This is a genomic window from Nonomuraea sp. NPDC004580, assembly GCF_040609855.1.
Taxonomy (GTDB): Bacteria; Actinomycetota; Actinomycetes; order Streptosporangiales; family Streptosporangiaceae; genus Nonomuraea; species Nonomuraea salmonea.
In genome coordinates this window covers 1-20,150 of the sequence record NZ_JBEXLH010000057.1, presented here as the reverse complement: position 1 = coordinate 20,150, position 20,150 = coordinate 1, and the positions used below count along the sequence as shown (strand labels likewise).

General features: G+C 68.8%; 17 protein-coding genes and 1 tRNA gene. 11 read left to right on the top strand and 7 right to left on the bottom strand.

Annotated features, from left to right (window positions below):
• Positions 1–13: 13 nt before the first annotated feature.
• The 4 genes from ABZW11_RS36940 to polA all read right to left on the bottom strand — a co-directional run bounded on the left by ABZW11_RS36940 (position 14) and on the right by polA (position 7,050).
• Positions 14–1,168, bottom strand: a complete 1,155-nt coding sequence (locus tag ABZW11_RS36940) for an epoxide hydrolase family protein (RefSeq protein WP_355427856.1) — start codon at positions 1,166–1,168, stop codon at positions 14–16.
• A 350-nt stretch (positions 1,169–1,518) separates the two neighbouring features.
• The gene (rpsA, locus tag ABZW11_RS36935) at positions 1,519–3,000 is read right to left on the bottom strand and encodes a 30S ribosomal protein S1 (RefSeq protein ID WP_355427943.1); all 1,482 of its coding nucleotides are present in this window, start codon (positions 2,998–3,000) and stop codon (positions 1,519–1,521) included.
• A gap of 192 nt (positions 3,001–3,192) precedes the next feature.
• Positions 3,193–4,287, bottom strand: coding sequence for a polysaccharide deacetylase family protein (locus tag ABZW11_RS36930; protein ID WP_355427853.1), 1,095 nt, complete (start codon positions 4,285–4,287; stop codon positions 3,193–3,195).
• A 72-nt stretch (positions 4,288–4,359) separates the two neighbouring features.
• Positions 4,360–7,050: a DNA polymerase I gene (gene polA / locus ABZW11_RS36925; RefSeq protein ID WP_355427850.1), complete on the bottom strand. Its 2,691-nt coding sequence runs from the start codon at positions 7,048–7,050 to the stop codon at positions 4,360–4,362.
• An 80-nt stretch (positions 7,051–7,130) separates the two neighbouring features.
• On the opposite strand from polA, the gene ABZW11_RS36920 reads away from it, so the two are divergent.
• The 6 genes from ABZW11_RS36920 to ABZW11_RS36895 all read left to right on the top strand — a co-directional run bounded on the left by ABZW11_RS36920 (position 7,131) and on the right by ABZW11_RS36895 (position 12,290).
• The gene (locus tag ABZW11_RS36920) at positions 7,131–7,526 is read left to right on the top strand and encodes a hotdog fold thioesterase (RefSeq protein WP_355427847.1); all 396 of its coding nucleotides are present in this window, start codon (positions 7,131–7,133) and stop codon (positions 7,524–7,526) included.
• Between the two features lie 588 nt (positions 7,527–8,114).
• Complete coding sequence (locus ABZW11_RS36915) at positions 8,115–9,257, top strand: branched-chain amino acid ABC transporter permease (RefSeq protein WP_355427844.1); 1,143 nt, start codon at positions 8,115–8,117, stop codon at positions 9,255–9,257.
• A gap of 16 nt (positions 9,258–9,273) precedes the next feature.
• Positions 9,274–10,272, top strand: coding sequence for a branched-chain amino acid ABC transporter permease (locus ABZW11_RS36910; RefSeq protein WP_355427841.1), 999 nt, complete (start codon positions 9,274–9,276; stop codon positions 10,270–10,272).
• The gene (locus ABZW11_RS36905; protein WP_355427838.1) at positions 10,262–11,206 is read left to right on the top strand and encodes an ABC transporter ATP-binding protein; all 945 of its coding nucleotides are present in this window, start codon (positions 10,262–10,264) and stop codon (positions 11,204–11,206) included. Before ABZW11_RS36910 ends, ABZW11_RS36905 begins: the two co-directional genes overlap by 11 nt.
• Before the next feature lie 95 nt (positions 11,207–11,301).
• Positions 11,302–12,036, top strand: a complete 735-nt coding sequence (locus ABZW11_RS36900) for an ABC transporter ATP-binding protein (protein ID WP_355427940.1) — start codon at positions 11,302–11,304, stop codon at positions 12,034–12,036.
• Between the two features lie 74 nt (positions 12,037–12,110).
• Positions 12,111–12,290 (top strand): hypothetical protein, encoded by a 180-nt coding sequence (locus ABZW11_RS36895; RefSeq protein WP_355427835.1) that lies wholly within the window; start codon positions 12,111–12,113, stop codon positions 12,288–12,290.
• Positions 12,291–12,399: 109 nt separating this feature from the next.
• Here the strand turns inward: ABZW11_RS36895 and ABZW11_RS36890 are convergent, their stop codons facing one another.
• Complete coding sequence (locus ABZW11_RS36890) at positions 12,400–13,692, bottom strand: ABC transporter substrate-binding protein (protein ID WP_355427832.1); 1,293 nt, start codon at positions 13,690–13,692, stop codon at positions 12,400–12,402.
• Between the two features lie 179 nt (positions 13,693–13,871).
• Here ABZW11_RS36890 and ABZW11_RS36885 point away from each other — a divergent pair, with 179 nt between their 5' ends.
• The gene (locus ABZW11_RS36885; protein ID WP_355427829.1) at positions 13,872–14,735 is read left to right on the top strand and encodes a hypothetical protein; all 864 of its coding nucleotides are present in this window, start codon (positions 13,872–13,874) and stop codon (positions 14,733–14,735) included.
• A 104-nt stretch (positions 14,736–14,839) separates the two neighbouring features.
• Here ABZW11_RS36885 and ABZW11_RS36880 read toward each other — a convergent pair whose 3' ends face one another.
• Positions 14,840–16,141, bottom strand: coding sequence for an ABC transporter substrate-binding protein (locus ABZW11_RS36880; protein ID WP_355427826.1), 1,302 nt, complete (start codon positions 16,139–16,141; stop codon positions 14,840–14,842).
• A gap of 529 nt (positions 16,142–16,670) precedes the next feature.
• A complete protein-coding gene (locus tag ABZW11_RS36875) occupies positions 16,671–17,234 on the bottom strand; it encodes a response regulator (RefSeq protein ID WP_355427937.1) in 564 nt (187 codons plus the stop codon).
• A 129-nt stretch (positions 17,235–17,363) separates the two neighbouring features.
• Between ABZW11_RS36875 and ABZW11_RS36870 the strand changes: the two genes are divergently transcribed.
• The 4 genes from ABZW11_RS36870 to dapD all read left to right on the top strand — a co-directional run bounded on the left by ABZW11_RS36870 (position 17,364) and on the right by dapD (position 19,823).
• A tRNA-Leu gene (locus tag ABZW11_RS36870) sits at positions 17,364–17,446 on the top strand.
• 67 nt (positions 17,447–17,513) lie between these two features.
• Complete coding sequence (locus ABZW11_RS36865) at positions 17,514–18,275, top strand: helix-turn-helix domain-containing protein (protein ID WP_355427823.1); 762 nt, start codon at positions 17,514–17,516, stop codon at positions 18,273–18,275.
• Positions 18,276–18,409: 134 nt separating this feature from the next.
• Entirely contained in the window at positions 18,410–18,832 is a 423-nt protein-coding gene (locus ABZW11_RS36860; protein ID WP_355427820.1) for a pyridoxamine 5'-phosphate oxidase family protein, read from the top strand.
• Between the two features lie 25 nt (positions 18,833–18,857).
• Entirely contained in the window at positions 18,858–19,823 is a 966-nt protein-coding gene (gene dapD / locus ABZW11_RS36855) for a 2,3,4,5-tetrahydropyridine-2,6-dicarboxylate N-succinyltransferase (protein ID WP_355427818.1), read from the top strand.
• Positions 19,824–20,150: the final 327 nt, after the last annotated feature.

The following is a 20,150-nucleotide window of genomic DNA, read 5'->3' as shown; positions in this document are numbered from 1 at the left end:
CTTGCAAAGACCCTCAGGTAAAATCTCCGTCCCGCCGCTGCAGGATACGGAAAAACTCCCTTATACCGTCCACGAGCGAGGCGGGCGACGCCATGGCGACCATGTGGCTGGGGCTCTCGCCGCGCCCCCAGTAGACGATGTCGTTCCCCCGCTCGGCGATCCGCCGCAGCACCTCGGGCCCGCCGTGGGTGACCCCGGTGGGCACCGCCTTCTGGTCGGCGGGCAGCCCGGCCGCCCCCTCGTAGTACGGCCACGAGGACGACCCGCCTGTGCCGGTCAGCCAGTACAGGCTGGCGTTGGTGAGCAGCAGGTCCCTGTCGATGGGCTCGGCCCCCGGCTCCCACCCGTCGAACTCCCTGAACCGCTCCACCAGGTACGCCAGCTGCGCCACCGGCGAGTCCACGAACCCGTACGCCAGGGTCTGCGGCCGGGCGGCCAGGTAGGGCCCGTAGCCGCTGCCGCCCGCCATGCGCCGCCCCATCTCCTCCAGCAGGGCAAGGTCCTGAGGGTCGGCCCCGTCCAGCTCGCCCGGCTCGCCCGTGGGGACGCCGAGCCCGGCCGTGATCACCGCGCCCGTCACGTGCTCGCTGTCGAGGGCGGCCAGGCGCGGCGTGACGAGCGCTCCCGCGTCGTTGCCGTGCGCGACGTACCGGTCGTAGCCGAGCCGCCGCATCAGCTCGGCCCACGTGCGCGCCACCCGGTCAATGCTCCACGGCCGCGGGTCGGCGGGCTCGGGGAACGGCGAGAACGCGAACCCGGGCAGCGACGGGGCCACGACGTGGAAGGCGGCCGAGGGTTCGAGCCCGTGGGCGCCGGGGTCGGTGAGCGGGCCGATGACGTGGAGGAACTCGGCGACGGAGTTCGGCCAGCTGTGCGTCATGATCAGCGGCACGGCGCCCGGCTCAGGCGAGCGCACGTGCAGGAAATGCACCCGCTGCCGGTCGATGACGGTGGTGTACTGCGCGAACGCGTTCAGCCTGGCCTCCTGGGCCCGCCAGTCGAACCCGCCGCCCCAGTACGCGGCCAGCTCCCGCAGGTGGTCCACAGGGACGCCCCGGTCCCACCCGCCCGGCAGCGCTCCCGCCCACCGGGTCCTGCGCACCCGCTCGCGCAGCTCGTCCAGGTCGGCCTGCGGGACGTCGATACGAAAAGCGGTGATCTCATCCATGCTCGGCACGCTAACGACGAACGCGGCAAGGACCGTTCCGCAATGGCGCAGCCACGGAAACAGACCCGCGAGGGCGCCGCGGAACGAGCCGCGACCGGCCGCCACCGGAGCCGGCGCGCGCGCAGGCACCGGCGAGCCGCCCGTGAGCGGAGGCGCCCGGCGAGCGGCCGTGACCGGAGGCGCCCGGCGAGCGCCCGTGACCGGAGGCGCCGCCCGACGGACCCGGCCGGGAAGGGCCGGGGCACGCGGAAGGCCCCGCACGGAGAACCGTGCGGGGCCTTCCCCACTGCTGATGGCCGCCACCCGGCGTGAAGGTCACGCCTCAGGCGGCCGGCGCCCGGTGCGGGGCGTCAGCTCTGGCCGCCCGCGAGCTTCTCACGGAGCGCGGCGAGCGCCTCGTCAGAGGCGAGCGCGCCGCTGGCCGGAGCCGACGAGGAGCCGCCCTGCTGGGGCTGGGTCTCGCCGCTGTAGGACGAGGGAGCGGCCTCGCCGGCCTCCGCCTCGGCCTTGCGGGCCTCCTCGATCTGCTTCCTGTGAGCCTCGAAGCGCTGCTGGGCCTCGGCGTACTGCCGCTCCCACTCCTCACGCTGCTTGTCGAAGCCCTCGAGCCACTCCCCGGTCTCCGGGTCGAAGCCCTCGGGGTAGATGTAGTTGCCCTGATCGTCGTACGTGGCCGCCATGCCGTAGAGGGTCGGGTCGAACTCGACCTCGGCGCCGACACCCTCGTTGGCCTGCTTCAGCGAGAGGCTGATGCGGCGACGGTCGAGGTCGATGTCGATGATCTTCACGAAGATCTCGTCGCCGACCTGGACGACCTGCTCCGGGATCTCCACATGGCGCTCGGCCAGCTCGGAGATGTGGACCAGGCCCTCGATGCCCTCCTCGACCCGGACGAACGCACCGAACGGCACCAGCTTGGTGACGCGACCCGGCACGACCTGGCCGATCTGGTGGGTGCGGGCGAACTGCTGCCACGGGTCTTCCTGGGTGGCCTTGAGCGACAGGGAGACGCGCTCGCGCTCCATGTCGACGTCGAGGACCTCGACCGTGACCTCCTGGCCCACCTCGACGACCTCGGACGGGTGGTCGATGTGCTTCCAGGACAGCTCGGACACGTGGACCAGACCGTCGACGCCGCCGAGGTCCACGAACGCACCGAAGTTGACGATCGAGGACACGACGCCCTTGCGGACCTGGCCCTTCTGGAGGGTGTTGAGGAACGTCTGCCGAACCTCGGACTGCGTCTGCTCGAGCCACGCACGGCGCGAGAGGACGACGTTGTTGCGGTTCTTGTCGAGCTCGATGATCTTGGCCTCGAGCTCGCGACCGACGTACGGCTGCAGGTCGCGGACACGGCGCATCTCGACCAGGGACGCCGGGAGGAAGCCACGCAGGCCGATGTCGAGGATGAGACCACCCTTGACGACCTCGATGACCGTGCCGGTGACGATGCCGTCCTCGTCCTTGATCTTCTCGATCGTGCCCCAGGCGCGCTCGTACTGAGCACGCTTCTTGGACAGGATCAGGCGGCCCTCCTTGTCCTCCTTCTGGAGAACGAGGGCCTCGACGTGTTCGCCGACCTCCACGACGTCAGCGGGATCGACATCGTGCTTGATCGAAAGCTCGCGCGAGGGGATGACACCCTCGGTCTTGTAGCCGATATCGAGAAGAACCTCGTCTCGATCGACCTTGACGACGGTGCCCTCGACGATGTCGCCGTCGTTGAAGTACTTGATGGTCTCGTCGATCGCCGCGAGGAAGGCTTCCTCGGACCCGATGTCGTTGACCGCTACCTGCGGGGTGCTCGAGGTGGCCTCAGTGCTGGACGTCATGTGTGGAATTGCTCCGAACGCGGACAGGATGTCGATGTGGCGGATGCGCGGCAGGCCCTCTTCCGCATCAAGCCGAGGAATTACGACATCGACGTGACCGAGCGCGAGCCCGCTCCGTCTGAGGCGCGCGCGAGCCCACAGCGCAGCGATCAGCATATGAGACCAACGCCACGGGGTCAATCCGGCGGGACGTCAATAGGCGATGACCTGGAGCCCTCGCTTGGCGATGATATTACCTCGAACCTTCTCCGGGATGGAGATGCGGCCGGGGTCGCCATCACTGACGTAGCGCTTGCCGGGATGCCGGTCCAGCCAATCGAGCCAGTATTGGGAGCACCACTTGCGGCACTCGCCCTTCTTGCCGTTGCTCTGGATGCGCTGGATCGCCCCGCGGTCGAACTTTTTCGCGTACGGCGAAAGCGAGGGCTCGGCCCCGGCGAGGAACACGCCCGCGAAATCATAACCCGTGCCGTCCCAGGAGCCGGTCCTGGCGGGCTTCTTCCCCTTGGGCAGGGACCCGTACGGCAAAGCCATGGTCCGGGACGGCGGCGCGCCGAGCTTCTTCAGCAGCCGCTCCAGCCGGACGATCTGCTCCTTGACCTTCTTGCGCTTGAGCGTGCGCAGGTCGGGATGGCTCCAGGTGTGGTTGGCCACCTCGTAGCCGTGGTCGGTCAGCCACCGTACGGCCGCCGCCTGCGCGTCGTGCTCGCGCAGCCCGAACGGCTCCTTGTTGATCCAGAACGTGGCCACAGGACGGAAGCCCGGGTGCCGGGCGGCGACGTCCTGGATGACGCCCACGGCGGTGTCCGGCAGCGGCCGGCCGTCGGCGCCCAGCCCGAAGTGGCTGGGATGCCCGTCGTCGAACGTCAGCACCACGGGGAACTTGCCGGCCGGCACCCTGATCTCGCCCCTGACGAACTCGGCCGCGGTGATCGGCACATAGCCCCGCTTGGCCAGCTTCTCCAGCTCCTTCCTGAGCTGGGCCGGCGTGCGGTCGAGCGAGGCGCGCCGCTTGGCGAGGATGCGGTGGTACATCAGCACCGGCACCAGCCCCGCCTCGTTGGCGCGCACCTGCTCGGCGAACTCGGGCGTGGACACCACCCCGGGCGGCTGCCCGACCGGGGTGGGCGCGGGCGGCTCGGCGCTGTCCTGGACGGTGGCGCCGGCCTGCGGCCTGGCGTGCGGGCGCGGCTCGCCCGGCATGAGGGCGAGCCCGATGACGGCGATCGTGATCACCACCGCGTTCGCGACGACGATGATCCGCGTGAGGGACGCTGATGACCGCACGAAACTCCCGGCCGCTCGGTGATGACGGCTCCACAGATTAATGCAGAACCGCCCACAGCGCGGCTTTCGCGGCTAGTGGCCCGCGTCCTCCCAGGTGCGGCCGACGCCCACCGAGACCTCCAGCGGGACCCGCAGCCGGTAGGCGGCGTTCATCTGGTCGCGCACCAGCCGGGTGAGCTGGTCGAGCTCGCCGGGCGCCACCTCGAACACCAGCTCGTCGTGGACCTGGAGCAGCATCCGCGAGGCCAGCTCCTCCTCGCGGATCGCCTGCCGCACGTTGAGCATGGCGACCTTGATGATGTCGGCGGCCGAGCCCTGGATGGGCGCGTTGAGCGCCATGCGCTCGGCCATCTCGCGGCGCTGGCGGTTGTCGCTGGTGAGGTCGGGCAGGTAGCGCCGGCGGCCCATGATCGTCTCGGTGTAGCCGTCGGTGCGGGCCTGCGCGACGATGGCGTGCAGGAAGTCGCGGACGCCGCCGAACTCCTGGAAGTATTCCTCCTTCAGCGCCCGCGCCTCGGCCACCGGGATGTTGAGCTGCCCGGCGAGCCCGAAGTCGGACAGCCCGTAGGCCAGGCCGTAGTTCATCGCCTTGATGCGGGCCCGCAGCTCGCCGTCGATCTGCTCGGGCGGCAGGTCGAAGACGCGCGCGGCGGTGGCCTGGTGGAAGTCGTGGCCCGACTCGAACGCCTCGATCAGCGACTCGTCGCCCGACAGGTGGGCCATGATGCGCAGCTCGATCTGGCTGTAGTCGGCGGTCAGCAGCGTCTCGTAGCCCTCGCCGACCGTGAAGCCCTGCCGGATGCGGCGGCCCTCGGCGGTGCGGATCGGGATGTTCTGGAGGTTGGGCTTCTCCGACGACAGCCGGCCGGTGGCGGCGATGATCTGGTTGAAGGTGGTGTGGATGCGCCCGTCGTCGGCGATCTCCTTGATGAGGCCCTCGACGGTGGTGCGCAGCTTCTGCTGGTCGCGGTGGCGCAGCATGATCGTGGGCAGCTCGTGCTCGGTCTGGGTGGCGAGCCAGGCGAGCTGGTCGGCGTCGGTGCTGTAGCCGGTCTTGATCTTCTTCGTCTTGGGCAGGTTGAGCCGGACGAAGAGGATCTCCTGCAGCTGCTTGGGCGAGCCGAGGTTGAACTGCTCGCCGACCGAGCGGTGGGCCTCTTCGACGGCGTGCTTGACCGCGGCACCGAACTCGGCCTCGAGGGCGGCGAAGTATTCGCTGTCGACGGCGATGCCGGCCCGCTCCATCTCGGCGAGCACGGTCAGCAGCGGCAGCTCGACGTCGCCGAGCAGCTGGGTGCCGCCGCGGCCGGCCAGGAAGGTCTCGAGGGAGTCGGCCAGCTCGCGCACGGCGCCGGCGCGCAGCGCGAGGTCCTTGGCGGGGGCGTCCTCGTCGTCGCCGAACAGCGCGGCCTGCCCGTTGTCCTCGTGCTCGGCGCGCAGGTCGCGGTGGAGGTAGCGGCGGGCGAGGTCTTCGAGCGCGAACGTGCGCTGGCCCGGCATCGCGAGGTAGGCGGCCAGCGCGGTGTCGCAGCTGAGGCCGCGCAGCTCCATGCCCTGCGCCCACAGGGCCAGGATGGGCCCCTTGGCGTCGTGGACGGCCTTGGGCCTGGTCTCGTCGCCCAGCCAGGCGCGCAGGGCCGCCTCGTCGCCCTCGGTGAGCTTGACGGGGTCGATGTAGGCGGCGGTGCCGTCGGGCGAGGCGATGGCGACGGCGTCGATGCGGCCGGTGCCGCGGCCGTAGGCGCCCTTGAAGGCGAGCCCGGCGCGGCCCTCGGGCAGCGCGGCGAGCCAGCCGGCCACCCGGTCGGGGCCGAGCAGCACGGTCTCGACCTCGAAGCCCTGCTCGGGCTCCTGCTCGCCGGTGCCGAGCACCTTGAACACCCGCTCGCGCAGCTCGCCGCGGATCTGCAGGGTGTCGAACAGCTTGTTGATCTCCTCGCGGTCCCACGCGCCCTGCTCGAGCTCGCCCGGCTCGGCCTCGATGGGGACGTCGCGCAGCAGCTCGGTGAGCCGGCGGTTCATCAGCACCTGGGCGACGTGCTCGCGCAGTTTGTCGCCGACCTTGCCCTTGACCTCGTCGACCCGGTCGACCAGCGCGGTCAGCGAGCCGAACTCGCGCACCCACTTGGCGGCGGTCTTCTCCCCCACGCTCGGGATGCTCAGCAGGTTGTCGCTGGGGTCGCCGCGCAGCGCGGCGAAGTCGGGGTATTGCTGCGGGGTCAGGCCGTATTTCTCCTGGACCGCCTCGGGGGTGAAGCGGGTCATGTCGCTGATGCCGCGCCGGGTCATCAGGACGGTGACGTGCTCGTCGACCAGCTGCAGCGCGTCGCGGTCGCCGGTGACGATCAGGACGTCCATGTCCTGCTCGCGGGCGCGGGTGGCGAGGGTGGCGATGATGTCGTCGGCCTCGAAGCCCGCCTTGGACAGGTGCGGGATGCGCAGCGTGTCGAGCAGCTCGTAGATGAGCTGCATCTGACCGCGGAAGTCCTCGGGCGTCTCGCTCCTGTTGGCCTTGTACTCGGCGTATTCCTCGTGGCGGAACGTCGGCTCCGACCGGTCGAAGGCCACCGCGACGTGGGTGGGCTGCTCGTCGCGCAGGATGTTGGTCAGCATCGAGGTGAACCCGTAGACCGCCTCGGTGTGCTGACCGTCGGTGGTCATGAGGTTGGCGTCTTTGAGCGCGTAGAACGCGCGATAGGCCAGCGAATGCCCGTCGAGCAGCAGCAGGCACGGGCGGCTGGGGGTCACTTCACTCTTCGGCACACAGGCAGCCTAGTCTGCGTCTCCGACAGAAAACCCGAGCTCGGAAGAGTGGAGGCGTCACTTTGACGCAGACCGACCCTATGGACGTCTCGATATTCGGTGACCTGCACGAAGGAACGCTCGCCGACCGGCTGGGCATCGAGTTCCTCGAGGTCTCGCCTGAGCGGGTGGTGGGCCGCATGCCGGTCGAGGGCAACACGCAGCCGTACGGGCTGCTGCACGGCGGAGCGTCGGCGGTGCTGGCCGAGACGCTGGGCTCGGTGGGGGCGGCCGTGCACGCCGGGGCCGGGCGGATCGCCGTGGGCATCGAGATCAACGCCACCCATCACCGCTCGGCCCGCTCGGGCTGGGTGACGGGGGTCGCGACCCGGCTGCACGGGGGCAGGACGCTGGCGACGTACGACATCGAGATCACCGATGAGCAGGGCAGGAGGGTGTGCACCTCGCGGCTCACCTGCATGCTGCGTGACGCCTGACCGTAGTGCCCCATACGTCACTTCGTCCGACCCTTTGCGCATGCCCCCCGCGGGTCGCTACGGTTGTTTCACCAGAGCCCGCGGGGAGGCCAAGTAGAAAACGTGTCCGGCCCCGCGTATGCGGGGTGCTCCCGTGTACGGCCGGGGATGCCTGACATGGCCCCAACGGCCTCCCCCGCGGGCTCGTCCACCTTCATCTTTCGATCGTTACGAGATCGTTTCCTCAAGATGCCAGGCGTCTCCCGCAATTTAGCCCCTGACCTGCCGTGTTGTTTGCTCACATCACTGACACACACATGTCACTAATTGGTGACGAACGATACTGAACCGGGCGTCTCCGCAATAAGCTCCCGCCATTGCATCCCAGTTGTGCCTGCGATGCGCGCGTGTCGAGATGGAGGGGCACAACCCCGCCTTGACCTACTTGAGGGAGCACCATTGCGCAGAGCCGTGATCGCGTTCACGGCCTTTCTGAGCGGACTCATCTTCCTGCTCGCCGGCCCCGCGCACGCGGATCCGACGGATTGCCAGGGATTGAGGGGAACGCTCAAACTCCAAGGCCAGCCAGTGAACGGCGTGAAAATCGCCGTGACCACCGAAAGCGGGCAACCCGTCGAGGAGGTCACCACCAATCCCGAGGGCACGTGGGAAGTTCAGGTCGAGGAGCCGGGTAAATACAAGGTCACCCTCGACCCCGGCACGCTCCCGCAGAACGCGGAGGTGCGCGGCGGCAACAACACCCGTACGCCGACCGTCTACGAGGGCAACTGCTCGGCCGTCCTGTTCGCGCTCCAGCCCAAGGGCGCGGCCGGCCAGGAGCAGCAGGAGGGCGCCGGCGGCGGCAGCACGTTCTGGGCCCAGGCCGCGCAGCTCACGTTCGAAGGCCTCAACCTCGGCCTGATCATCGCCCTGGCGGCGCTCGGCCTGTCGCTGATCTACGGCACCACCGGCCTGACCAACTTCGCCCACGGTGAGCTGGTCACCCTAGGGGCCCTGCTGGCCTACGGCTTCAACGTCGGTTTGGGACTGCACCTCATCCCCGCCGCGCTCATCGCCGTCATCGCGGCGGCGGTCCTCGGCTACTTCCAGGACCGCCTGTTCTGGGGCCAGCTGCGCAGGCGCGGCACCGGCATCATCGCCATGATGATCATCTCGATCGGCGTCGCGCTCTTCATGCGCTACGTCTTCCTGATCTTCTTCGGCGGCCAGACCGAGTCCTACGCCCAGTACACCGCCCAGCCCGGCATCGAGATCGGGCCCATCTCCGCCGCGCCCAAGAACCTGGTCGCGATGGGCATCGAGCTCGTCGTCCTGATCATCGTCGGGTTCGCGCTGCTGCGCACCCGCACCGGCAAGGCGGCCCGCGCCGTGGCCGACAACCCGGCGCTCGCGGCCTCCTCCGGCATCAACGTCGACCGGGTCATCAGGATCATCTGGACCGGCGGCGGCGCCATCGCCGCCCTCGCCGGCATCATGCTCGCGCTCTCCCAGAACCTGAAGTACACGATGGGCCAGGAGATCCTGCTGCTCATCTTCGCGGGCGTCACGCTCGGCGGGCTCGGCACCGCGTTCGGCGCCCTGGTCGGCTCGCTCGTGGTCGGCCTGTTCATCCAGGTCTCCACGCTGTGGGTGCCGCCGGAGCTCAAGAACGTCGGCGCGCTGGCAGTGCTCATCATCGTGCTCCTCGTCCGGCCGCAGGGCATCCTCGGCCGCCGCGAGCGGATCGGCTGATCGGGGGAGGATCAGAATGGACTGGATCACGATCTTCAGCACCACCATCAAGTCCGCGGTCAACGTGGAGACGGTGCTGTACGGCCTCGCCGCCATCGGCCTGAACATCCACTTCGGCTACACCGGCCTGCTCAACTTCGGCCAGGCGGCGTTCATGGGCGTGGCCGGCTACGGCCTGGCCGTCACGGTCACCGTCATGGGCCTGCCGTTCTGGATCGGCATCGGCGTCGGACTCATCGGGGCGGTCATCCTGGCGATCCTGCTGGGCATCCCGACCCTGCAACTGCGGGCCGACTACCTGGCCATCGTCACCATCGCCGCCGCCGAGATCGTCCGGCTCGTCTTCCGCTCGGTGACGTTCAAGGACGTCTTCGGCGGCTCCGACGGCCAGCGCGGCTTCAGCGACGGCTTCTACGCGCTCAACCCGTACCCCGAGGGTGACTACGGCTTCAACCTCGGGCCCGTGCCGCTGTTCTTCAACAACCGCTCGATGTGGGTGCTGACCGTCGGCTGGCTGCTCATCGTGCTGTGCTGCTTCATCGTCTTCCTGCTGATGAAGAGCCCGTGGGGCCGCGTGCTCAAGGCCATCCGCGAGGACGAGGACGCGGTGCGCAGCCTGGGCAAGAGCGTGTTCTCGTACAAGATGCAGGCGCTCATCCTCGGTGGCGTCATCGGCTCGCTGGGCGGCTTCATCTACGGCCTGGCGTACGGCTCCGTGCAGCCGGACGTGTTCGGCACGGAGACGACGTTCTACCTCTACACGATGATCATCCTGGGTGGCGCCGCGCGCGTGCTCGGCCCTGTCGTCGGCGCGGCGCTGTTCTGGGTGCTGCTCGTCCTGTTGAACGGCACGCTCAGCGAGGCCGTCGCCGCGGGCTACATCACCGTCATCGACACCAACCAGGTCGGTGCCCTGCGCTACGTCCTCGTCGGTCTCGGACTCATCCTGTTGCTCGTCTTCCGGCCACAGGGCATCTTCGGTGACAAGAGGGAGATAGCAATCGATGCACGCTGAGACCCAGACGACGCCAGGCGACCGCAAGGCCGCCGCCCTGGCCGCGTTCAAGGACCTGGCCCGCGATCCCGGCGTGCCCAAGCCGGACCCCATCCTCGTGGTCGACAAGGTGGTGCGCCGCTTCGGCGGTCTCACCGCCGTGGACGTCGAGCACGTCGAGATCCAGCGCGGCTCCATCACCGCGCTGATCGGCCCCAACGGGGCGGGCAAGACGACGTTCTTCAACCAGCTCACCGGCTTCGACACGGCCGACGCGGGCTCGTGGACGTTCAACGGGCGGCCGATGAACGGCGTGCCCGCGCACAAGGTCGCGCGGGCCGGCATGGTGCGCACGTTCCAGCTCACCAAGGCGCTCTCCCGGCTGACCGTCATGGAGAACATGCGCCTGGGCGCCCAGCACCAGAAGGGCGAGAGCTTCTGGCGCGCCATGATCCCGGCCTTCTGGCGCGGCCAGGAGGAGGAGATCACCGAGCGGGCGGAGGAGCTGCTGGCCCGGTTCAAGCTCGACGCCAAGCGCGACGACTTCGCCGGATCCCTGTCGGGCGGCCAGCGCAAGCTGCTGGAGATGGCCCGAGCGCTCATGGTCCGGCCGGAGCTGGTCATGCTGGACGAGCCGATGGCCGGCGTGAACCCGGCGCTGACGCAGTCGCTGCTCGGCCACGTCAAGGACCTGCGCGAGCAGGGCATGACGGTGCTGTTCGTCGAGCACGACATGGACATGGTCCGTGACATCAGCGACTGGGTGATCGTCATGGCGCAGGGCGCGGTGATCGCCGAGGGGCCGCCCTCGACGATCATGTCCGACGAGCGCGTGATCGACGCCTACCTGGGCGCCCACCACGACGCGCCGCTCTCGGACAGCGACCTTGAGACGCAGCTCCACGAGGCCGAGGCGGCTCTGGAGGCCGAGATCGAAGAGGAGACGCAGAAGTGAGCGCCGACGAAGCGCCCCAGGGACGGGCCGAGGGACAGGCCGAGGAGCAGGCCCCGGCGGGCTCCGAGCGGGCCGTCACCGACCGCAGTGACCACCTGGCGGGCGCCGAGAACGCGGTGCTGCGCTGCGACGAGCTCATCGCGGGCTACCTGCCGGGCGTCAACATCCTCAACGGCGCCGACCTGTACGTCCAGCAGGGCGAGCTGATCGGCATCATCGGCCCCAACGGCGCCGGCAAGTCGACGCTGCTGAAGGCCATGTTCGGGCTGGTCAACATCCGCAGCGGCACGGTCCTGCTCAAGGGCGAGGACATCACGAACATGAAGGCCCACTCGCTGGTCTCGCGGGGCGTCGGCTACGTCCCGCAGACCAACAACGTCTTCCCCAGCCTCACCATCGAGGAGAACCTCGAGATGGGCGCCTTCCAGGTGCCGGGGAAGTTCAAGGAGCGCTTCGAGTTCGTGGCCGAGCTGTTCCCCGCGCTCAAGGAGCGGCGCAAGCAGCGCGCCGGCTCCCTGTCAGGCGGTGAGCGGCAGATGGTGGCGATGGCCAGGGCCCTCATGACCGAGCCGTCCGTGCTGCTGCTGGACGAGCCGTCGGCCGGCCTGTCGCCCAAGCTGCAGGACCTGGTCTTCATCCAGGCCCAGCAGATCAACAAGGCGGGCGTGACCGTGATCATGGTGGAGCAGAACGCGCGGCGCTGCCTGCAGATCTGCCACCGCGGCTACGTCCTCGACCAGGGCCGCAACGCCTACACCGGTACCGGGCGGCAGCTCGCCGACGACCCGAAGGTCATCGAGCTGTACCTCGGAACGCTCGCGAGGGCGTAACGGATCACTTTCGAGACGGGGAAGGGACTCCCACGGGAGCCCTTCCCCGTCTTTTACTGTGCCGTGCGAACCGTTTGGCGACAGTCGCGCTCGTCCTGCCCCTCGTCCTCGTCGGCTGCCAGGAGTCGGCGTCCTCCTCGGCCAAGTACAGCACCGGCGGCGACCCCACCGACGACCCGTGCGCGCGCGAAGCTCACCACGGCCCGCCTGTCCAAGAGCGACGTCCCCAGGGCAACGCCAGGTGGCGCTGCTGAAGCAGTACAGCGCCGCCTCCGGCCAGATCGTGGCCCGCTGCACGTGAGCGCACGCGAAAGGGCCCGGCCGTGACGGCCGGGCCCTCTTCTGACGAGTGCCGGGTGGTGCTCAGCCCTCGATGTTGCCGGTACGGTACTCCAGCGCCTTCACCGGGTACTTGTTGTTGTTGCCGTACTGGTAGATGCCGATCGTGGCGACGGCCGGGTCACCGGCGTCGTTGAACTCGACCGGGCCGCTGACGCCCTCGTAGTCGATGTCCTTGCCGGCCTTCAGCAGGTCCACGCACTCCTTGAAGTTCGTGCACTTCTCGCCGCCCTTGCTGACCTCGGCCAGCTTCGCGGCGATGTCCACGCCGGCGTCGCTCTTGGCGGCCTCGGCGGCCAGCGCGATCAGGTTCGCCGCGTCGTACGACTCGGGGGCGTAGGTGTAGTCCTCGAGCTTCGGGTTGACGGCGAGCAGCTTGTCACGGAACTCGTCGGGAGCGGCGGCGCCGGGGTAGGTGCCCTTGACGCCGGTCAGCGTGCCCTTGGGCATCTTCTCGTAGTTGGTGTTCGACATGTTGCCGTCCACCATGTACCACTTGTGCTTGCTGGCCGGCATGCCCTGCTTGACCAGCTCCTGGACGACCTTGGCGGTCTCCTCGAACCCGATGAGCACGATGCCCTTGGGGTTCTTGGCCTTGAGCTTGGCGACGTCCGCCGAGAAGTCGGCCGCCTTCGGGTCGTAGTCGACGCGCTCGACGACCTCGCCGCCGCCGTCGGTGACGGTCTTCTGGACCTGGTCGGCCAGGCCGGTGCCGTACGAGTCCTGCATCGCCATGATGCCGACGGTGTCGTTGCCGTCGGAGATGATCAGGTCACCGAGGACGCGGCCCTGCAGCTTGTCCGGCGGAGCCGTACGGAAGTACAGGCCGTTGTCCTGGATGGTGGTGAACTTGTCCGAGGTGTTGGCCGGCGAGAAGTGCACCACGCCCGCACCCGTGATCTTGTCGATGACCGACTCGGACACCGACGAGGACGCGGCGCCGATGATGGCGTCGGCCTTCTGGGCAAGCAGCTTGTCAACCGACTGCGAGGCGATGTTCGTGGTCGTGTCGCCGGAGTCGGTGTCGAACTTGGTGACGGGCTTGCCGAGCACGCCACCCGCCTCGTTGATCTCCTTCACCGCCGCGTCGACACCTGCGAACTCAGGCGGGCCGAGGAACGCCAGCGAACCGGTCTGGGGCAGCAGCGTGCCGAGGGTGAGCGTGCCATCGCCCTTCGCCGCGGGAGCGGAAGAGGCCGGTGCGGCACTCTCGGAAGTCTGCGTGGCGGTGTCACCGCCACCACCGCAGGCTGTCAGGGCCAGGCTGGTGGCGGCCACGACAGCCAGCGCCCGTCCCACGGGAGCAATGCGGATCATGAAGTGTCTCCTTCATTCCAGGCCGGGATCCGTCAGCACCGCCGAGCGTTCCCGATCGAATGCAGGAAACGTACAAAATCGTCGCATGCTCCAACCAGATGCGCTGAGGAACTGTCGGCACTTGGATGCGGAGTCGTAATCACTCCTCAACTTACGGGACCTGCGTAAGGATGCTTAATGTGCCTCTGGTGAAGCGCATAACCCCCGCCCTCGTGACGGCGCTCCTCGCGGCGGGCTGCACCGGCGCCGCGCCGGCTTCCCCGCGGCCGGCCGCACCGCCGCCGGGGGTCACGGTCTCGCTGGCCCAATACCGTTCGGACGAGCCGGTGCACGTCCTTCAAGTGGCCGTCCGAAATATTCATGAAACACCGGTTTATTTTGCTGATGTCCAACTTGTCACGGCGTCCTTCACGACCCTGCCGCCGCAACGCGCCGACGCCACCATCCGCAAGACCGCACGCACCGATCTGCCCCTCACCTACGGCCCCGCCAACTGCCCGCCCACGGGCCTGCCCGAGGTGGCGCCCGCCACCGTCGTCGCCCGCGTCGGCACCGGCGGCGAGCCGCCGCGCGCCGTCGCCTTCCCCGTGCCCCACCCCGACCCCCTCCTGGCCAGGCTGCTGCGCGACGAATGCTCCGAACATCTGGTCAAGCAGGCCGTGACCATTGAGTTCGGTCCCGAGTGGAAACAGACCGGATCAGGCTCGGACGCGGTCATGCGCGGCGACCTCGTCGTCACCCGGCGCGGACCCGGCGTCGTCCGCCTCACCTCCATGGGCGGCACCACCCACTACATCGCCGAACACCCGGAGCCGCTCGGCACGCTCGACGCGGAGGAGCGGCAGGTGCGGCTGCCGATCCGCCTCACCCCTGGCCGCTGCGACGCCCACGCCTTCGCCGAGGCCAAGAAGGCGTTCCTGTTCCCCATACGCGTCACCCTCGACGGCGGCGACGAACGCGTCGTCATCGTCACACCGCCCAAACCCCTCCAGGACAGCCTCATCCAGTACGCCGCCCGCACCTGCGGACTGCCCCAGCAGTGAAAACCGGCTGTGAAGACCGGCTGTGAAAAACGGGAGTGAAAAAGCGGCAGTGAAAAACCGCCCCTCCCGCGGGCGCGACGCGGGAGAGGCGGTCAACCGGGGGGTCAGCCCGCGATGTTGCCCGTACGGTACTCGATCGCCTTGCTCGGGTACTTGTTGTCGTCCCCGTACTGGTAGACGCCGATCGTGGCCACCTGCGGGTCACCGTTGTCGTCGAACTCGACGGGACCGCTGACGCCGTCGTAGTCGATGTCCTTGCCGGCCTTAAGCAGCTCGACGCACTCCTTGAAGCTCTTGCACTTCTCGCCGCCCTTGCTGACCTCGGCCAGCTTCGAGGCGATGGAGCGGCCGCTGTCGTCCTTGGCGGCCTCCGCGGCCAGGGCGATCAGGGTCGCGGCGTCGTACGACTCGGCGGCGTAGGTGAAGTCGTCGAGATCCTTGTTGATCTCCTTGAGCTTGTCCCTGAACGCGTCCGGCGCCTCGGCGCCAGGGATCGTGCCCTTGACGCCCTTCAGCGTGCCCTTCGGCATCTTCTCGTAGTTGGTGTTCGACATGTTGCCGTCCACCATGTACCACTTCACCTTGTCCGCGGTCAGGCCCTGCTTGACCAGCTCCGCGACGACCTTGGCGCCCTCCTCGAAGCCGATCAGCACGACCGCCTTCGGGTTCTTCGCCTTGATCTTGGCGACGTCGGCCGAGAAGTCCGCGGCCTTCGGGTCGTAGTCGACCCGCTCCACCACGCTCGCGCCCGCCGCCTCGGCCGTCGCCGTCACCTGGTCGGCCAGGCCCGAGCCGTACGAGTCCTGCATCGCGAGGATGCCCACCGTGTCGTTGCCGTCGGCCGCGATCAGGTCACCGAGCACCCGGCCCTGCAGCTTGTCCGGCGGCGCCGTACGGAAGTACAGGCCGTCGTCCTTGATCGTGGTGAACTTGTCCGAGGTGTTGGCCGGCGAGAACTGCACCATGCCCGCACCCGTGATCTTGTCGATGATCGACTCCGACACCGACGAGGAAGCGGCGCCGATGATGGCGTCCGCCTTCTGGGCGATCAGCTTGTCCACCGACTGCGAGGCGATGTTCGTGCTGGTGTCGCCCGAGTCGGTGTGCACCACGTCGATCGGCTTGCCGAGCACCCCACCGGCCTCGTTGATCTCCTTCGCCGCCGCGTCCACGCCCGCGAACTCGGGCGGGCCGAGGAAGGCCAGCGAACCGGTCTGGGGCAGGACCGTGCCGAGCGTCAGCGTGCCGTCGCCCTTCGCCGCCGGCGCCGAGGAGGCCGCCGAGGTCGCGGGGGCGGCGGACTCCTGCGCGGCCGTTTCGCCGCCGTCACTGCCACACGCCGTCAGTGCCAGGCTCGCCGCGGCGGCGACCGCCAGGACGCGGCCGGCCGGAGCAATGCGGTTCATCAAGATGAGACTCCCCCTATCTCAACGAAGGGACGATCGCCTTCGCTGGGTTTACCGGGCTCAGCATGCCCGTTGTGGGGTGAAATGGGGAGTTCTTCCGATACTTTTATGCCGATTCGTAATGTCGTAAACACTGATAGTAATGGTTTGTTTCAGGAGAGTTACGGACATGACCCACTAGGCAGGTCTGAGCGACGATATTTCCGGACGCAGACCAAAAACACCCCACGAGCCCCTTACATCCCAATTTCCGGGCGCCCCGCTTCACCCCAGCCGAAACCCACCCGGAAGCACCCCGAAACCCACATGGAACACCCCCACCGGGCACCCGGTAGGGACCTCGCGCGCTCCGGCTTCAGGAACGCGTGGAACCGGACACGCGGAAGACCCGGACCTCCTGGACGCTCGGAAGACCCGGACCTTCTGGTCGCTCGGGACCAGGAAACCCCGTCTCAGGAACGCCGGAGCCCGGCCGACGCCCGCCTCAGGAGCTCCCGTCTCAAGAGCTCCGGCCTCAGGAGCTCAGGCCTCAGGAGCGGTCCGCCGCGTCCGCGATGACGATCTGAGCGACCTCACGCATGCTCAGCCGCCGATCCATCGACGCCTTCTGGATCCACCGGAACGCCTGCGGCTCCGTCCAGCCGTGCTGCGCCATCAACTGACCTTTGGCCCGCTCGACCAGCTTGCGCGTCTCCAGCCGCTCGGACAGGCTCGACACCTCGGCCGCCAGCGCCACCATCTCGTCATGCCTGCTGACCGCCATCTCGATCGCCGGCACCAGATCCGCCTTCGTGAACGGCTTGACCAGATAGGCCATCGCCCCCGCGTCCCTGGCCCGCTCCACCAGATCACGCTGGGAGAACGCGGTCAGGATGAGACAGGGGGCGATGCGCATCTCGGTGATCCGCTCGGCCGCCGAGATGCCGTCGAGCACGGGCATCTTCACGTCGAGGATGACGAGGTCGGGTTTCAGCTCGGCGGCCAGCCGGATCGCCTGCTCACCGTCACCGGCCTCGCCCACGACGACGTAGCCGTCCTCCTGGAGCATCTCCTTGAGGTCGAGGCGGATCAGGGCCTCGTCTTCCGCGATCACTACTCGCCGCTGCGTACTCACGAGCAGAAGAGTACAGACGTCCGGTAGATTAGATCCACGCTGGCGCCCCTCGACCGATCGCATCGGCGGTAAGGTACGTCACGGATCCGGACAAGTCCGGATATACCAGCCGGAATGATGGAATGGCAGACATGGACGCCTCAAAAGCGTCTGCTCGCAAGGGCGTGCGGGTTCGAATCCCGCTTCCGGCACCCCGGCCCTCCCAGCCGCCACCGTAGCAGCACCGGAACTGTCGGTGACGTTCGCCACACTGACCGTGTGCATCCTCGCGAAACCGTTGACCGTGCCCTGCGCCTGTCGGCCAGAGGGCTGCCCGACCGTCAGGTGGCGGAGTCGTGCGGCGTGTCGATCGGAGCCGTCCAGAAGTGGCGCACCGGAGCACGCCGCGCCCGCGACGACGACTTCCCGAGTGGTCACGGCTGTCCCCGCTGCCATGGCCGTGAGCTCGACGCCCTCGCCTACGCCCACCTCCTGGGCCTCTATCTCGGCGACGGGCACATCGTGCGCGTCGGGTCGGTGCACCGGCTCTCTATCTTCTGCGACGACACCTGGCCAGGGCTGATCGAGGAAGCCGCCCGTTCGATGGCGCACACCATGCCGGCCTCCAAGGTAGGCAGGCGACAGCGCCCGGGATGCACGGAGGTGACCAGCTACTCCCTGCACTGGCCGTGTCTCTTCCCGCAGCACGGCCCGGGCAGGAAGCACGAGCGCGAGATCAGGCTGGCCGACTGGCAGGAGGAGATCGTGCGGGCACATCCGGGCCGGTTCGTGCGCGGGCTCATCCACTCCGACGGCTGCCGCGGCCTCAACCGGGTGCGGCGCCAGCTCCCCAGCGGCGTCCGCTGGTACGAATACCCCCGCTATCACTTCAAGAACGAGTCCCCCGACATCCTGGCCCTCTGCTGCCAGGCACTCGACCTGCTCGGCGTGGCCTGGCGATTCAACAATCGCAACGAGCTGTCGGTCGCGCGGCGGGAGGCGGTGGAGGTGCTCGATCGGTACGTCGGGCCCAAATACTGATCGTTCCTGTGGGGCTGGTGGGGTGGGAGGCGTCAGGGAGGGAAGGGTGAAGGATGGTGGGGTCGGGACTTTTCGGGATCCCGCCCAGCGGGAATAGCCGTTGCACGATCGATGAGACACGGGGGTGGGGTGGGATGCCGTTGAGCCTGGCGGATCGGGAGGCGTTCCTGGCGGAGCCGCACATCGCGAGCCTGGCTGTCGAGTCGGGTGACGGGCGGGGGCCGCTGACGGTGCCCGTCTGGTACGACTACCTTCCGGGCGGCGAGGTCAGGTTCCTGACCGACGGCGACTCGATCAAGGCCAGGCTGATCGCGAAGGCGGGGCGGTTCTCGCTGCTGGTGCAGCGGTCGAGCCCGACCTACCGGTACGTGTCGGTGGAGGGGCCTGTGGTGCGGTCGGGGCCGACGACGCTGGAGGATCTGACCCGCATCTCCTCCCGTTATCTGCCCCCCGACGCCGTGTCGGGATATGTGCAGGGTTCCGATCTCAATGTGCTGGTGACGTTCAGGATGCGGCCCGAACATTGGCTGTCGGCCGACCTGGGCGCTCTGGGCTGAGCTCGAGAACGGTATTTTTGGGCCCGTGACTGCTATCGACCCGACCTCGATCGGTGCCTTCGGCACCGGCCTGGCGACCATCGCCGCTGACGGCACCGTACTCGACACCTGGTTTCCCGCTCCCGAGCTGGGCGACGCGCCGGCCGCGGGGACGCGGCGGCTGTCCGGCGATGAGGCCGGGGAGCTGGCCGAGCTGACCGGCCCCGACGCGGCGCGCGGCGTGGAGGTGGTGGCGGTGCGCACCGGCATCGCCAAGCTCTCCGAGCCGCCGGCCGACGCGCACGACGTCTACCTGCGCCTGCATCTGCTGTCCGCGCGCCTGGTGCGCCCTCATGGGGTGAACCTCGACGGCGTGTTCGGTCTGCTGGCGAACGTGGTGTGGACCAACTTCGGGCCGTGTCCGGTGGCGGACTTCGAGCGGACGCGGCTGCGGTTGCGCGGGCGGGGGCCGGTGACGGTGTACGGCGTGGACAAATTCCCGCGGATGGTCGACTACGTGCTGCCTTCCGGGGTGCGCATCGCCGACGCCGACCGGGTGCGGCTGGGTGCGCATCTGGCGTCCGGCACGACGGTGATGCACGAGGGCTTCGTGAACTTCAACGCCGGCACGCTGGGCGCGTCGATGATCGAGGGCCGGGTGTCGGCCGGCGTGGTGGTCGGTGACGGCTCCGACGTGGGCGGCGGCGCCTCGATCATGGGGACGCTGTCGGGCGGCGGCAAGCAGGTCATCTCGATCGGTGAGCGCTGCCTGCTGGGCGCGAACGCCGGGCTCGGCATCTCGCTGGGCGACGACTGCGTGGTGGAGGCCGGCCTCTACGTCACGGCGGGCACGCGGGTGACCCTGCCCGACGGCACCGTGGTGAAGGCGGCCGAGCTGTCGGGCTCCAACGGCATCCTGCTGCGGCGCAACTCGCAGACGGGCGCGGTGGAGGCGCTGCCGCGCCAGGGCGGCAAGGTCGAGCTCAACGCGGCCCTGCACGCCAACGACTGACATCCTGACCTATGCCTGGTGGGCCGCCGAAGGGGCGGCCCACCACCATGCATGACGGCGACGGCCTCACGCGGGCCTGGTGGGGCTGGCTGGGCGGGCTCGCGGGGCAGGCATCCAGGCTCCGGTACGGCCGTCAGGGGCAGGCCGCCCTGGGGCTGGCGCGAAGGCGCCGGCCGATCCGCCGCCGGCCCGCCGTACACCCCGGGCGGTATGCCCGGTGCCTGGGCGGGTGGGGGATGCTCCTATTGATGTCAAGCGCTGGTTTCATGATCGGTTCTGGTGATGATCTGGTAGAGCTCGCGGGCGATGTAGCGTTTGAGGCAGCGG

Excerpts from the sequence above, each read along its gene's own strand:
- ABZW11_RS36910 (WP_355427841.1), top strand. The coding sequence starts at position 9,274 with ATGGACTGGATCACGATCTTCAGCACCACCATCAAGTCCGCGGTCAAC.
- rpsA (WP_355427943.1), bottom strand. The coding sequence starts at position 3,000 with ATGACGTCCAGCACTGAGGCCACCTCGAGCACCCCGCAGGTAGCGGTC.
- ABZW11_RS36920 (WP_355427847.1), top strand. The coding sequence starts at position 7,131 with ATGGACGTCTCGATATTCGGTGACCTGCACGAAGGAACGCTCGCCGAC.
- ABZW11_RS36890 (WP_355427832.1), bottom strand. The coding sequence starts at position 13,692 with ATGATCCGCATTGCTCCCGTGGGACGGGCGCTGGCTGTCGTGGCCGCC.
- ABZW11_RS36880 (WP_355427826.1), bottom strand. The coding sequence starts at position 16,141 with ATGAACCGCATTGCTCCGGCCGGCCGCGTCCTGGCGGTCGCCGCCGCG.
- ABZW11_RS36940 (WP_355427856.1), bottom strand. The coding sequence starts at position 1,168 with ATGGATGAGATCACCGCTTTTCGTATCGACGTCCCGCAGGCCGACCTG.
- ABZW11_RS36905 (WP_355427838.1), top strand. The coding sequence starts at position 10,262 with ATGCACGCTGAGACCCAGACGACGCCAGGCGACCGCAAGGCCGCCGCC.
- ABZW11_RS36860 (WP_355427820.1), top strand. The coding sequence starts at position 18,410 with ATGCCGTTGAGCCTGGCGGATCGGGAGGCGTTCCTGGCGGAGCCGCAC.